This is a genomic window from Microbulbifer maximicatervae (SeqCode), assembly GCF_052467825.1.
This window is the reverse complement of sequence record NZ_CP174327.1, coordinates 4,186,662-4,201,076: the sequence shown is the minus strand read 5'-3', so window position 1 is coordinate 4,201,076 and position 14,415 is coordinate 4,186,662. Positions and strand designations below refer to the sequence as shown.

General features: G+C 43.7%; 13 protein-coding genes. 6 read left to right on the top strand and 7 right to left on the bottom strand.

Going from position 1 to position 14,415, the window contains the following annotated elements; all coding sequences use genetic code 11:
* Nucleotides 1–131 precede the first annotated feature (131 nt).
* Nucleotides 132–1,037 (top strand): LysR substrate-binding domain-containing protein, encoded by a 906-nt coding sequence (locus tag ACJJII_RS18695; protein WP_444913188.1) that lies wholly within the window; start codon nt 132–134, stop codon nt 1,035–1,037.
* Nucleotides 1,038–1,360: 323 nt separating this feature from the next.
* On the opposite strand, the gene ACJJII_RS18690 is transcribed toward ACJJII_RS18695, so the two are convergent.
* Complete coding sequence (locus ACJJII_RS18690; RefSeq protein ID WP_444917290.1) at nt 1,361–1,993, bottom strand: hypothetical protein; 633 nt, start codon at nt 1,991–1,993, stop codon at nt 1,361–1,363.
* Nucleotides 1,994–3,508: 1,515 nt separating this feature from the next.
* Here ACJJII_RS18690 and ACJJII_RS18685 point away from each other — a divergent pair.
* From ACJJII_RS18685 to ACJJII_RS18675, 3 genes are read left to right on the top strand one after another with little or no spacing between them, the layout of a single operon-like run.
* Nucleotides 3,509–4,312 carry an iron-containing redox enzyme family protein gene (locus ACJJII_RS18685; protein ID WP_444917289.1) on the top strand — a complete coding sequence of 268 codons (804 nt, stop codon included), beginning with the start codon at nt 3,509–3,511 and terminating at the stop codon, nt 4,310–4,312.
* Complete coding sequence (locus tag ACJJII_RS18680) at nt 4,290–5,060, top strand: class I SAM-dependent DNA methyltransferase (protein ID WP_444913185.1); 771 nt, start codon at nt 4,290–4,292, stop codon at nt 5,058–5,060. The genes ACJJII_RS18685 and ACJJII_RS18680 overlap by 23 nt, the downstream gene beginning before the upstream one ends.
* Nucleotides 5,053–5,988, top strand: a complete 936-nt coding sequence (locus ACJJII_RS18675) for a TauD/TfdA family dioxygenase (RefSeq protein WP_444917288.1) — start codon at nt 5,053–5,055, stop codon at nt 5,986–5,988. Before ACJJII_RS18680 ends, ACJJII_RS18675 begins: the two co-directional genes overlap by 8 nt.
* Before the next feature lie 225 nt (nt 5,989–6,213).
* Here the strand turns inward: ACJJII_RS18675 and ACJJII_RS18670 are convergent, their stop codons facing one another.
* On the bottom strand, nt 6,214–7,098 hold the full coding sequence (locus tag ACJJII_RS18670) for an SDR family oxidoreductase (protein ID WP_444913183.1): 885 nt from the start codon (nt 7,096–7,098) through the stop codon (nt 6,214–6,216).
* A 35-nt stretch (nt 7,099–7,133) separates the two neighbouring features.
* Nucleotides 7,134–8,168: an alkene reductase gene (locus ACJJII_RS18665; RefSeq protein WP_444917287.1), complete on the bottom strand. Its 1,035-nt coding sequence runs from the start codon at nt 8,166–8,168 to the stop codon at nt 7,134–7,136.
* On the opposite strand from ACJJII_RS18665, the gene ACJJII_RS18660 reads away from it, so the two are divergent.
* Complete coding sequence (locus tag ACJJII_RS18660) at nt 8,146–9,189, top strand: LysR family transcriptional regulator (RefSeq protein ID WP_444917286.1); 1,044 nt, start codon at nt 8,146–8,148, stop codon at nt 9,187–9,189. The genes ACJJII_RS18665 and ACJJII_RS18660 overlap by 23 nt on opposite strands.
* Before the next feature lie 263 nt (nt 9,190–9,452).
* On the opposite strand, the gene ACJJII_RS18655 is transcribed toward ACJJII_RS18660, so the two are convergent.
* The 4 genes from ACJJII_RS18655 to ACJJII_RS18640 all read right to left on the bottom strand — a co-directional run bounded on the left by ACJJII_RS18655 (nt 9,453) and on the right by ACJJII_RS18640 (nt 13,216).
* On the bottom strand, nt 9,453–10,445 hold the full coding sequence (locus tag ACJJII_RS18655; protein WP_444917285.1) for a zinc-dependent alcohol dehydrogenase family protein: 993 nt from the start codon (nt 10,443–10,445) through the stop codon (nt 9,453–9,455).
* Between the two features lie 101 nt (nt 10,446–10,546).
* Nucleotides 10,547–11,392 carry an enoyl-CoA hydratase/isomerase family protein gene (locus ACJJII_RS18650; RefSeq protein WP_444917284.1) on the bottom strand — a complete coding sequence of 282 codons (846 nt, stop codon included), beginning with the start codon at nt 11,390–11,392 and terminating at the stop codon, nt 10,547–10,549.
* A 33-nt stretch (nt 11,393–11,425) separates the two neighbouring features.
* Nucleotides 11,426–12,244, bottom strand: coding sequence for an SDR family NAD(P)-dependent oxidoreductase (locus tag ACJJII_RS18645; protein WP_444917283.1), 819 nt, complete (start codon nt 12,242–12,244; stop codon nt 11,426–11,428).
* Between the two features lie 3 nt (nt 12,245–12,247).
* Nucleotides 12,248–13,216 (bottom strand): LLM class oxidoreductase, encoded by a 969-nt coding sequence (locus tag ACJJII_RS18640; protein WP_444917282.1) that lies wholly within the window; start codon nt 13,214–13,216, stop codon nt 12,248–12,250.
* Between the two features lie 258 nt (nt 13,217–13,474).
* On the opposite strand from ACJJII_RS18640, the gene ACJJII_RS18635 reads away from it, so the two are divergent.
* Nucleotides 13,475–14,383: a LysR family transcriptional regulator gene (locus ACJJII_RS18635; RefSeq protein WP_444908138.1), complete on the top strand. Its 909-nt coding sequence runs from the start codon at nt 13,475–13,477 to the stop codon at nt 14,381–14,383.
* The last annotated feature ends 32 nt before the right edge of the window (nt 14,384–14,415 follow it).

The window sequence follows — 14,415 nt, the reverse complement described above, 5'->3', positions numbered from 1 at the left end:
TACTACTGTAGGGAATCTGCAGAATGATGCGTCTGTGATCAGGGGCAGTGGGTCAACGCAGGCAGTTTGCTTTAGTTGCTTTTGACGAAAAAGCCGTCTATAAGCAAATGACAATTGACTTGGAATCAATAATGCAGATTACCCTTCAGGAACTACAGGTGTTTATTACCGTGGTGGATACTTCCTCAATCACTTCGGCGGCTGAACGCTTAGAGCAGACCGTTTCCGGGGTCAGTCGTGCACTGGCCAGGTTGGAAGATAAGCTTCAAACTACCCTTCTACAACGCACTACAAGGCGACTGGAGTTAACCGAAGAGGGCCGGGCTTTTCTGAGTTATGCAAGAGGTATCCTCAGATCGGTAGAAGAGGCTGAGGAACAGATGGCTGCTCGCCAAAAGTATCCCTCGGGTTTGCTGCGCATAGACGCCGCCACGCCATTTATGCTGCATGTAATTACGCCGCTGGTAAAAAGTTTCCGAACCCGATATCCACAGATAGAGCTTGAGCTAAACAGTAACGAGGGAATTACCGACTTGATAGAGAAGCGTACTGATGTGGCATTTCGCATTGGGAAGCTTGAGGATTCAACATTACATGCCAGGCCGATAGGTTCTAGTAAAGTTCGAATACTAGCCAGCCCTGGTTACTTACAACAACATGGGACTCCAAAGAGTGTGGAGCAGCTTGTCCAGCACACATTGCTGGGTTTCACAAAGCCTGAACTTCTCAACAAGTGGCCCGTGCAAGGACACGATGGGGAGATGTTGCACATTAAGCCTACGGTCACTTCATCCAGCGGAGAGACTTTGCTCCAATTAGCTCTTTCGGATGTAGGGATCACCTGCTTATCAGACTTTATGACCCAGAGAGAGTGTCATGCTGGGCGATTGGTGCAACTATTTCCAGAGCAAACTGTAGAAGTAAATCAATCCATTAATGCGGTTTACTACCGAAATACTGCACTTTCATCACGTATCAACAGTTTTATTAATCACATTATTGAGGAACTGGGTGAACGGCCATTTGATGTTCCTTAGGTAGAGAGTTGTCTTATTGTTTTTGTTTATTCCCTGCCAAGCAGTTTAACTTCAATATAAAACGGGACAATAAAATTTGTAATAGCAGGCCCTGTCAAAAAGCTATAAAGAAAGACTTTATTTAGCTTGCGTAGCACTTTCTCTGGAAAGCTAGGTAAGCGATCTTACCTAGCAGTGAGTCAGGATTCTATTTGAGGAACTCAAGTTGGGGGTGAGTGGCCAGTCATCGAAGTTCAAAAGCCAAACAAAAGATATTCTGATGCTGCAGCGGCACATCACAACCAGGGATTGCTTATTAAGTCCGAACTACCACAATTTACCTGCTAGGTGATTTCGATTGCAATACCACTCCAAACGTAACTATGCGCCCCACTATTTTGATAACGCAACGTTCGCCATCCAACATCATTCCTCCAAACTGGTTGGCTTTCATTCGGGTTATAATATTTGACTGTGTTCCCATCCTTGGCAATCAGGATATTATGGAAACCCATCTCTTGAGCAGACACAGGGGAAGGGCCTCGAAACATCATAAAAGCGCAATTGTAAAAGGTGTCGGCACGCAAGTTCCTCGGCATTCCCCCGTTACTAGCTGGCTGAATGAGATTTGTAAACAGCGCATTATAATCAGCTCTATTGGTCGCCTGCGCGAGTTGAAGGCACACGTCTTTCTGCGCCGCATCGTATAGAATCCGACCGGTGCGCCCAGGCTGTGCATTCACGTAGTTTCGCACACGTATCGGCGAACTATTGTTGGCCGCCACTAAGGGGTGGTTACCACCGAGTGGAACCGGAGGTAGGTCAGCATTCTGCCATTTGATGGTGTTCCACAGAGTCCCTTCCACAAATGCCTGTGGCCTTGGCGCACGGATATCGAATCCTGACACTGCGATCTCGGTGCAGTGAGCAGCACAAGAATTACCGGCCTGGCTGGGTAAAGTTTTTAGATGCAACATCAAAGTTTCCTTTTTTCAACAGATTTATTTGAAAGCGATAGAGACAGCTTTTTTCTAAATATGTTCTTAATGATGGTCCTTTTAAGATGTGTAAATTTGATTACATCAAAGTTTTAGTCGGTGTAGCTTTCAATTTGTTACATATAAAAAGCTGAATTTATCAATACGTGAAGTTTGAGTAGAAATATCAAAGATTTTGAGGCTAAAAACATGCCGAATACGCAAAAAACATCACGAAAATATTTAATTAAAATTGAATAAAGGGGGGTGAATTTTATAGATTCTTCATGTCGAATCTTAGGTTTCTAGGTGGCGCAGCATCTGCTTATTTGGATTAGTTAAGACAAAGCCCATTTGAGGATTCAATAATACGTACTAGGTAGATCGGTTCTAGCAGAGTTCGAATTCTAGCCAGTCCTGACTACTTACAACAACATGGTAGCCCGGAGGGTGTTGAGCAACTTGTCCAACACACCTCACTTGGTTTTACAAAACCAGAATGATTCAACATATGTCCGCTGTATGAGCAGAGTGGGGACATACTGGACATCAAGCCAACGATTACTTCATCTAGTGCTGAGACTTTACTGCAACTAGCACTATCAGATGCAGGAATCGTATTTTTATCAGGCTTTAAAACCAATAGAGAGTCAAACCGGGCGGTTGGTGCAATTATTTCCAGAGCAGACTGTAGAGGTAAATCAACCTATTTATGTGATTTGCTACCGAAACACTGCGTAGTCAACACGTATCACCAGTTTTATCAATCACATTATTGAGGATCTGGGTGAGCGGTCCTTTGATGCTCCTTAGGAAAGGAGTTGTCTTATTGTTTTAGTTTATGCCTAGCCAAGCTGATTAACTTCAAAATAGGATAAGCTAAGAGAAGATGCAATAGGATACCCTCACACATTATCTACAAAAAAACTTTATTTAGCTTGTGCAGAATTTTCTGTGGAGAGCTCGTTATGTGAGTCTTCTTCATTTATTGGTTGTTCCGGCTATCTCTGTGTTGTTTGACCGTGGCATGGATTAATCGATCCATTTACGCTGTGAGCCCTCCGCCTTAATCCTTATTTCTAATTGCTATGTTCTGAATCTTTCTAAGAAGAAATTTATTCAGCGGAAACTGTAAGAATATTCGGTTCACCTTCGACTGATATTTAGGTGGCATATGTCAGGCTTGATATTGTCGCCAATCTAAATATTAACTTTTTAGGAAGGGAGGTAAGTGGTGTCAGAGTCAAATTTAAAATTTTGGTTTTGAGGTGAGGAATAACCTCGCAACAGGTAAAAATAATTAATTATGTTGACCTGTTGAGTAGAGTTGTTGGAGGTTGGTGAATGAATATTTATCAATTTACAGGAGGTATAACCATGTATCTATTTCGCTAGTTGCTGAAGAAAATTTAAGTAATAAGCCGTATTTATAGTTTTATACATTTATAGATGCGTAAATATTTACTTAGTTAAAGTTATTCAACCCCGAATCAGTGTTTAATGCTGGAGATTTTTATGTGCCTTCAAAAAAAAGCTTGGTTAAAAAAGCTTTCAAAGGAAGCTCTTGAGCATAGAGCTGTAAACCATCCATATCTTGTGCAGTTTTCCAATGGTACTCTACCAAACTTTAGGTTTGCAGTAGCTGACTTTGCCCAGCAGTATGGATTTTACTCTTCCCGTTTTATCAATATGTTGGCTGCAGTAATTGCAAGGTTACCATCAAAGAAACATCGAAATGTACTTCTGGGAAACCTTCATGAGGAGTCAGGGCATTATGAAGAAGCGGAGCTTAATCAACTGGAGCAATACGGGATTAAAAAAAATTGGGTCCATGATATTCCGCATACAGAATTATTCGAAAATTTTAGGTTGCGAGTAACAGATGGTATCCCGCAGATACCCCTATCTGAGGAGGCATTAGTTTGGTATGAAATGCTATCTGGTGTCCTACTTCATGGCCCTACAGAGGAGGCGGTAGGGGCTTTAGGGTTGGGGACTGAGCACATTGTAAGCTCTATTTATCCATATATAGAGAGAGGGTTGCAATCTCTGCCTGATCTAGGTGTGGCTGATTACTGTTTTTTCCCAGTACATACACTCGTTGACGACAATCATACAGAGAGCCTTAATCAAGTCGCCCTGGATTTTGCTAACACTGATGAAGAAAGAAGGCGCCTGCGCCATGGTGTCATGAAGGCTTTAAATCTTAGAGCTGCGTTTTGGGATGGTTTGCTGGAAAGAGCAATAAAGGGGCCTGAGAGTAGTTTCATCAATAATGCACAGGAAGGAGTCCGTAATGATTCACTCTCCATCAACTGAAGAAATATATAATTCTCAGGCGACTAATTGGCATCGGTCGGAAAAGGTGATGCTTAGTGACTATACAGCCAGACCTCTAGTTTTAGAGGCGCTGGGTAATGTCTCCGGTCAGCACATTTTAGATATTGGCTGTGGGGAAGGCTATATGTCTAGAATAATTATGGAATCTGGTGCTGGCTCAATATTTGGGGTTGACTCATCTTTAAAAATGATTGGTCAAGCAAAGTCAATGTCGGTTGAGCTTGGGTTGCATAAGGCTAATTATGAAGTTGGAAACGCGGTAAGCTTTAATCAATACCCAAGGACTGAATTTGATCAAGCAATAGCAGTCTTTCTGTTCAATTACTTAACCATTGAGGAGATGGTACAGGTAATGACTAGGGTGAGATCACTACTCAGCTCTAATGGAACCTTCATATTTACAGTCCCACACCCCTGTCTACCCTATATGCGAGATGAGATCCCGCCATTTTACTTTGAACATAGAGGGAGAAAATATTTAGAGGGAGTTGATGAAACTTTTGAAGGAAAGATATGGCGTAGAGATGGTATTGCTGTATCTGTGCGATGTGTACATAAAAACTTTACTCATTACTTTGAGGCTCTTAGATTGGCAGGGTTTACCAGGTTACCATCAGTTAAGGAACTTGCAGTAACTGAAGATCATTTGTCACTTGATACTAATTTCTTTGGCCCTCTTAAGGGCTATCCACTTCATGTTCTATTTAGGGTTCAAGCAAATGACTGAATTGGCCCCATCACCCTTGGTTCGTGCTCAGGCCTGGGATGCGGTGTATATGGAGAAAAACTCTTCCTGGAAGTTTGCCTTGCCTAAAGGATGGCGCGCTGAAGCACACGCCTTGGCAGAGTGGGCTTCCAAGCAGACTAACCCTGTTGAAGTGCTTGAAAATAACTCTGTGTCTACTCCTCAAATTGGCAGCCTGTCTCAGGGTATTAAGCGAGAATTACATCAAGGGACTGGTGTAGCATGGATACGAGGTGTAACCGATCTTGATCATCAGGTACTTAATCTATTTTTCTTGAAACTCAGTCTTGCATTGGGTAATACCATTGATACTTACGGTAGACTCTATGGTGTTCAGAATGCCGGGATGGACTATAAAACGGAGCCCATTCCAATCTCTCAAACCAATGAAGCTACCAGTGTTCATACTGATAGCTCGCAGAAATTGATTCAACCAAGGATAGTTGGACTTTGCTGTTTAACGCCTGCGGTATCTGGTGGTATATCTAAGGTAGTATCTGCTGCACAAGTTCATGAGAGAGTAAGGGCGTCATCGCCTGAAGACCTTCTTCTTCTGTATAAGAGTTATATTCGAGACCTGGTTACTCCAGATAGTAAAAAAAATGTGGAACATTTGCTTGGTAACCAATTTCCTATTTTTAGCTATATTAATAGTAAATTATCTATTCGTTACATGCGCTATTGGATTGAAAAAGGTCATGAAAGGGTAGGTAAAGTATTGTCCAAGGATGTTTGTCAATCTTTTGATCTATTGGATCAAGAGTTAAATAATAAAGAAAATGTAGTTAGTTTTTCGATGAAATCTGGAGATTTACTCTTTCTTGACAATACCAGAGTGCTCCATGATAGAGAAAAGTTCACTGATACATTAAGCCAAAGGCGAAAATTTACCCGAGTATGGATTGAATAGCTCCTGATATATGACTAGATGGTGGCCTTTAAGTATTTCTTATTAGCGCCTTTGCTAACTCTATAAGGTTGATAGGATGGCATAGAATGCTATGGCAAGCTAAATAGTTTAAGCGTTCATTGATGACGGTAAATGGTATAAGTACTAAATATGTAATTAAACTTGATCTGACAGTCATGCACCCTCCAGATCCTGCACTGTCAGATCAAGTGTCTGTATTTATATTTAAATGATTGCTTTATTAAATTTCTGAGTCTCCTGTCGGAAAAAATCTTCAAGCGTAGTTGGTTTCCTTCCCAATAGCTCTTCCACATGACTAGAGGGTTCAATGGTATGGCCCCACTCGCGGGTTACTGGCCACAGCTGGGCAAGAGCATCAGCCGATTTCTTTTGGATTCCGGCATTTAACAATCCTAACTTTGCTGCTTCATCGCTTATAGGTAAATATGTGATTTTTCTATCTAATACTTTGGATAAAACATCTGCAATATCGCTATAAGTTAATTTTTCTGATCCAGTGAGTACATATTTCTTTCCAGTATACATGCCTGGGTCCACTAATATTTTTGCTGCTACATCTCCGATGTCCTGATGATCGGCTGTAACAACAGTAGCGCCTGGTGCAGAGCCAAAAGGTGCACTAATAGTATTTTGTGTGGCAATTTCACTGGCTGAGGCGAGAAAATTGCTGTTAAAACCAGCAGGCTGCAGAATAGTCCAGTTTAAACTTGACTGGGTAAGATAATTTTCTGCTTCTCCTAACCATCTGGCTATATCAATCGATGAATTGGTATCTGCCCCTAAACCTGAGAGCTGTACAATATGTTTAAGACCAGCCTGTTCAGCTATACGGATAAAAGCAGCATGTTTTTGAGGGAATGAGGGTTCGAATGCAGTAACTAGAAAGGCTGATTCAATGCCATCCAACGCTTCTAATAGAGAGTGTTCATCTTCGTAGTCTCCTCTCACATAGTTGATGTTATCTGCCTTGATTGGGGCACTTGAAATATCTCGTAACATAGCTCTAACAGGTATATCAGTTTTGGCGAGATTTTTAAGAACGGCTTTGCCATTGTTGCCAGTGCCGCCAGTGATCAGAATTTTTTCCATGGTTATATCCATTACAAAGTTAAGAGGTCTATCAATTAAGCACTTTCTTCAGTTAGAGATGGGTAATCTACATACCCTCGCTCATCACCCGCAAAAAATGAGGACATATCTTCTTCGTTATAGGGCCCATTAGTTGCCAGGCGTTCTACAAGGTCCGGGTTGGATATAAATAAACGCCCAAAGGAAACGTAGTCGGCTGATCCTTTAGCAATAGCGTTTTTTGCGGACTCCAGATCATACATACCATTGGCAACGTAGCGGCCGTTATATGCATCGCGTAGCTGGATGTGATCAATGGCTGGTTGCTCATCTCTATCCCAGGCTCGCTCCATCATTTGCATATAAGCTAGGTTGTACCTATTCAGCTGGTTAACAACATATAAATAGGTTTCTTGAGCACTGCTGTCCGTCAAGCTAATTTCCGGAGATAGCTTGATTCCAACTCTATTTGATCCCCACACTTCACTCAGCGCGGATATTACTTCAAAGATAAAGCGAGCTCTGTTTTCTACGCTGCCGCCATAGGCATCAGTACGATGGTTGCTACTATCGTGAAGAAATTGCGCGGGTAGGTAGGGTCCTGCGGCGTGGAGTTCAACTCCATCAAAGCCGGCTTTTAGCGCATTCTTAGCTGCTTGTTTGTAATCTGAGATAATGCCTTGAATCTCATCACATGTTAATGCTCGTGGAACTGCATAGGGCTTCTTTCCCTCATAAGTATGTGCTTCTCCTTCCGCAGCTATTGGCGAGGGCGCAACAGGCGCTTCACCTCCGATAAGGTCGGGGTGTACTTCTCTGCCCATGTGCCAAAGTTGGATAAAAATCTTCCCACCACGGCGATGTACAGCATCGGTAACCTCTCGCCAGCCCTCGATTTGTTCTTCCGTAAAAATGCCAGGGGTGTCCACCCATCCGAGCCCTTGTGGTGAAATCGCGGTAGCCTCTGTGATGATCATCGCTGCGCTGGCCCGTTGAGCGTAATACTTGGCGTTGACGCTTGTTGGTACACCATCTCGACCTATCCTTGCACGTGTCAAGGCGGCCATGATGATACGGTTACTAGTTTCCATAGATCCAAGCTTTCCGTTGGAAAAAAGGCTTGTATTGTCTTGTTTCTTAGTCATATCTATTGGCTCTGCTTGTTTCGATCGGGTGCAGATTAGCCATGTTGACGATAAAATAATAATGGTATATATAGATCAAGATGATAAGTTTTATGTATCAGGTTCTAGTATGACCCAAGAGCAACTCAAGATGTTTATTGCCGTAGTGGAGCAGGGAAGCTTTCGCGGTGCGGCCAAGGCGATTTTCAAAACCCAGCCGACGATTAGTAATGCGGTTAAGAAGCTTGAGGAGGAATTTGGCTTTCCTTTATTTGATAGAGATAGTTATAGACCGAACCTCACAAAGCAGGGAAAGGCTTTTTACCAGCAGACTAAGCGAGTTATGCAAAGCCTTGAACAGCTCTCTGTAATGGGGCACCAGCTTGGAGCGGGAATAGAGCCCAAGTTTACCGTGGTCATCAGCGGTATTGTTGAGCTATCACCCTTGTTAAAACAGATCAAGCCTATAGTTTTGTCATTTCCCAATACGGATTTCAGTATTAGCACTGAACTACTGTCGGGCGTAATGGAGCGTATAGATGACAATGAAGCTGATCTGGCATTTGCTACTTTATTCGGTGTTGAGAGTAAACATGAGTGGAAGAAAATAGGGCAGGTTGAATTAGTTAATGTTGCGGCTCCTGACATTTTTCCTGGCGATGAGATTTCACAATTGGAAGCGGCACAACTACCCCAAATTGTCGTGAGGGATACGGGCCGCTCAGAAAATAAGGGAAATATCAACTTGCTGGAAGTTGGACGCAGATGGTTTGTTAATGACTACCATACAAAAAAAGAGCTGACCCTTGCTGGACTTGGTTGGGGTCGGATACCAAAACATTTCATAAAGAGTGAGCTGGAGCGAGGTTTACTTGTACCCATTAGTGTTGAGGGGATTGAAGCATTTAGCAGTTTTGATCTATGTATTATTCGTAATAGAGAACGCTCTTTGGGACCAATTGCTGGTAGATTTTGGGACTCTTTTTAAGGTTGGTATATTTTTAATACATTTACAACTATAAGGGATTAAAGCCGCCTTACAAATTTGAGTGGAGAAATTGTTCTTCAAATAAGATGTCTATTTTAAAAAATATGTTGATAAATTAATGTGAGCTGGTTGAAACAGTTCAGACCTAAAATGAAGTTTTCTGAGTAACCGAAGGCTATCAAATCAGGCCTGAACATCTACATTTTTAGCGATATTCCCATCAATAATGGAGATTTGCGAGTTGAAATCTCTATTAGTCAGACTTAGGGTTCGATATCCACAACAACTTTCCCCATAGCTTGCCCACTTGCCAGCCGTTCATGGGCCTTGCCAATATCAGGCAAACTATAGGAACTTTCATCAAGCACAGGTTTGAGATCGCCTGCTTCAGTAATGGCTTTTAGTGCTTTTAAAATATGTCCGTGTTCCTCACGATGATAATTGTGTAGCATTGGAATTAACATAAAAATGACATGCAAAGACAAGCCTTTAAAGTGAGCAGGCGTCAGGTCAAGTTCTACCATGGAAACGGTAGTAGCTACTTGGCCGTTGAGTTTTGCTGCCTCAAAAGAGTTCGTTATATTTGCACCACCGACTGAGTCGAATACTATATCGAAGCCTGCTCCGTTGGTGTACTTCAGTACATAAGACTCAACTGATTCAGTCCGGTAGTTAATCGGCGTTGCCCCCAGTTTTTTAATCATTGCCAGTTGAGGATCTCCGGAGCCTGTTGAGTAAACATCAGCACCAAAGTGACGAGCCAGCTGTACAGCTATATGACCCACACCGCCCGAGCCACCGTGAACAAGAACACTTTGTCCAGGCTTAACCCCCGCACGCTGTAACCCTTCGTAGGCGGTTATGCCTACTAAGGGCAAAGCTGCTGCTTCCCGCATGGTCAGGTTCTCGGGTTTCAGGGCAATTAAGTTCGCGTCTGCAACAATATATTCGGCTAATGTTCCCGGCAAGTCAGCCAGTCCACCTGCGCAGCCATAGACTTCATCGCCCACTTGATAATCGGTTACACCTTCGCCAATCTCTTCAACAACACCAGCGAAATCCATACCCAATATCGCCGGGGCTTTCGGTGAAAGGGGTAATGCAGGTCCCATTTGGCGAATCATGGTATCTACGGTATTGACGCTGGTTGCTGATATTTTAATCCGCACATGGCCAGCTTTGGTGGTCGGCTTGGGTACTTCAGCAGCTTCAAATACGTCTGGGCCGCCAAAGGTATTTACAATCATTGCTCTCATTTTGATTCCCAAAAAGTGTACTTTCTGTAGAGTTTTGTCTAAGTGTCCGAAGTAAGTAGGGCATCGCAGTCTGTAAATCATCGAATGCCCAATTGCTACTGCTAGTTTATTTTTTGTACATCCATAACCAGTTGGTTCCAGTTCCGCTGATTTTCAATATCGTGTTCCAACCCTTGTTCATCTGCGATAGAGAAGCGTTTTAGGGCAGGTGTTTTACTGGTTGCTTGATACAGCCAATAGGCCTCCGCTTTTAGCGCTTCACCGATAGGTTTATCGATTGACTCATAGACCGCCTGCTTACAGGCATTGATTGATTCTGCTGGAAATTGAGCAATTCTCTTCGCTAGGCTATCGACATACTCGCCAATTTCATCTGGCTCTAGTGCTTTGTTGATTGTGCCGAGGCTTTCCGCTTCGTCAGCATCGAAATCACGGGCGCTGAGAATAATCTCCAGCGCTTTACCCAGTCCTGTCTGTCGAGCCATCCTTGATGCGCCTCCCCCACAGGGGAGGATTCCCATACCCACTTCCATTTGCATGAATTTATATTTTCCTCGGGCTGCGAAACGCATATCGAGTGCCAAGGCCAGTTCATGGCCACCACCTCTAGCGAAGCCTTCTAGTTTGGCGATCGTTGCTTGGGGCACCTTACTGATGCGTTCACAGATAGCCTGTAAATCCAATAGTTGGGCTTCTTCGCGAGATACAGCTTCGTCAGACATATCTTTCAGTAACTCAGTATCGTAATGACATACCCAAACTTCCGGATTTGCCGACTGAAACACAACGACTTTGGTTTCTCGATCCCGTTCCAGGCGCATTGCCAGGCTGTTTAAGTCGGCCAGCATTTCTTGCCCTTGGACATTCACGGGACCAAAGTCAAATGTCACAGTTAGGATTCCGTCATCTTGCTTCGCCGAGAATGTGGTAAAACTTTCATATTTCATGGTGAATTCCTTTTAATTGATTGCGTTAACGTCTTAGGTATTTTTAATGCTGAGTTTGTCGAGAGTGTTCTCAATTTCTCCAATAAGTACCTTTCTTTTTTTCTCATCTAGCGCGTCTGGGTGTGGCTGGGACCAGTTGCCTATGTCATTGTCAAAGTATTTACCGCTAGCGTTTGAGAACTCATCATCGAGTGCCGCCCGTACCAATATATTGGCGCCGATACTTAAGTCTTTTCCTTGAGTTCCGTAAGCATCTTTCACCATTTTGCTACCCAGAAATGAGGCGGGATTGATTGCGATAAATTGCGGGGCCTTGTCGCCAAGTGAGCGGGCTAGTTGAAAGGTCCACATGGTGAGAGTCAATTTACTTTGGGCATAAGCGTCGCTGTCGGATAGTTGATGGTGACCTTTCAGCGCTTCGATGTTCACAGTTGCTTGCGCTGCAGAGGATAGATTAATAATGCGGCCATTGGCGCTAAACAGCGGCAATAGCTGTGTCGTTAACAAGTAGGGGGCAATAGCATTTACGATAAAACGAACATCGTAACCCGTGTCGGTTATTGGATTCTGTACCTTAAAAACACCGGCATTATTGATAAGAACATCAATACTTGAATATTGATCTTTTACCTTTGAAGCTAGTGCTAGCACCTCAGGTATATTGGATAAATCTGCTCGGAATGTATCTATATGGGCCTTGGGATAGCTTTGCTTTATTGCTTCTTTTGCACTTTCTAGTTTTGTATCGCTGCGGCCATGTAAGAGCAAAGTATGATCCTTTGCTGCCAGTATTTTTGCAGTTTCTAATCCGATACCGTCAGTACCGCCTGTCAACAAAATGGTCTTTCGCACTTGTTATTCCTTTTCATTAAAATGTGGGAGAATTAATTCCGAAATTGTTCCAAGTATTTCTTCAATATTTACCCGGTTAAATCGGAGGTTAAGAGCAACATGGTTAACTCCGATCTCTTCTCGCGATTTGAGGTATTGATATAATTGGTTAATTCCCAGTCGATATCCCAAGTGTATGGGGTGTGGTAGGGCATCCGGAGTTTCAGTTATATCAATATAGAGAGGTTCCATCACTGGCTTGTTAATGGCAGAGTTATCTCTCAATTGGCCAATAAATTGTTTTTGCGCGATATGTGGACGAGGATAGGTGATCCAACCATCCCCGTTGTTAAAGAGCCAGTCTGGGGACTGCTGAGAGGAGCCCGTTATCAATAAAGGCAGCTTTGTTTTTTCTGGTTTGGGCAATATGTCTAGCTCGCCCGAAATTGCTCCAAAGTAACTCTGAAGTTGGGGGTAGGGCTCTGCTACACGGCGAATATATTTATAGCTCTCCCGGAACAGTTTGCCTCGCTCCTGATACGAAACATTCATCGCAGGATATTCTTCCGGACGATCGCCACTGGCGATCCCTAGAATTAAGCGCCCGCCTGAGATTTGATCAACAGAGGCAGCAGCTTTTGCGATATGCGCTGGGTGACGTAAGGGCAAAATGATGCTGGCTACGCCGAGGGCAATTTTCGATGTCTGGCCTGAGAGCAGCCCAAGGTAGACGAATGGGTCAAAAGTTTGACCCGCATCGCCAAAAGAAGGCACATTGAAGGGGACATCTCTAAGCCAAATCGCACTAAACCCCAGTTCTTCCGCAAGCCGAACCTTTTCAACATGATTAAGCATTGTTGGAACCGGATTCGTGGCGTAATTCTCTATGGGAACCACAAGTCCCACCGTGAGCTTACCTGGCCTAAATACAGCGTTGTAACCGGCATTGATACTAGCAAAAGAGCCACCTTGAGCTTGGTGTTGAGAGTGCACTGAGGTAGCTCCTATGCTTCTCGGTTAGGAGAGGCTTGGCGGCCAAAGGTGCTAACTAGATCACTATCAGCGGCTTGGACCTGGCCATTTTTTGCGCCGCCGTTCATAAGCACTCTTACACTCATCTTTTACCTCCCAGAAAGCCTAGGCCAGTCATCGATCGACGCTGGCTCGATCTGTGATTAAAGGCTAAAGCATTGGAATCTATGTATAAACGGCGTATAAATAGAATCAGAATTCGGTTTTTGGAGATAATAAGTGGATACAAATGGGGTTCGGCTATTCGTACTGGCTGCGGAGATGCTGAATATAAGCTCTGCGGGGCGGAGGCTTGGATTGGCTCCCTCTGTTGCCAGTGCCCGCTTGTCGAAGCTTGAAGTTCATTTGGGGGCGGACCTATTTCATCGATCTACCCGCAAGGTCTCTCTGTCGATAGAGGGGGAGGAGTTCCTGCCTTTTGCTCGGGAGATCATCGCACAAGAGGATGCGGCTTTTGCTGCGCTGGGGCGTGGAAATTCCTCCGTGAGCGGAACGCTCAGGTTTGCGGCATCGAGCACTTTCGTTCAGCGCTTTATCGCGCCTATCCTGCCTGAATTCCTGGAAAGGTATCCTGGAGTCAACATAGAGCTGAAGCTCTCAGACACACAAGTCAGCCTTATCGAGGGCGGCTTTGATTTGGCACTACGCAATTATGCGGTTGAAGACAGCAGTTTAATTGGTAGGAAGCTGGCGGATGATAAACGAGTTCTATGCGCTTCTCCCAGTTATTTGGATAAATACGGCATTCCTGAAAAACCACAAGACCTTGTTGCGCATCAGCTGTTGGCCTTTATTAATTCAAAGCCAAGAAAACTGATATCAATGAGTGATCGGAGCACTTATGAATTCCCCCCCTCTAACAGTAAACCCCGAGTGATTTGTGATGATGGCGCCAGTATGCGTATAGCTGCAAAATTCGGGGTAGGGATTTGTATGAGTTCTTTTTGGAATATTAAGGCCGAACTTAATGAGGGTTCCTTGGTGAGAGTACTCCCTGGATATCATATAAGTGATCAATCGGCAATTTGGCTCGTTTACCCCAAATCCAATGTTCTAACATCCAAAGTGCGAGTATTTATTGATTTTCTCATTGAAAAAATCGGAAATCCTCCGATCTGGGGGCGATAAACTGGCTGATTAAAGAATGAGGAAGCTAGAGA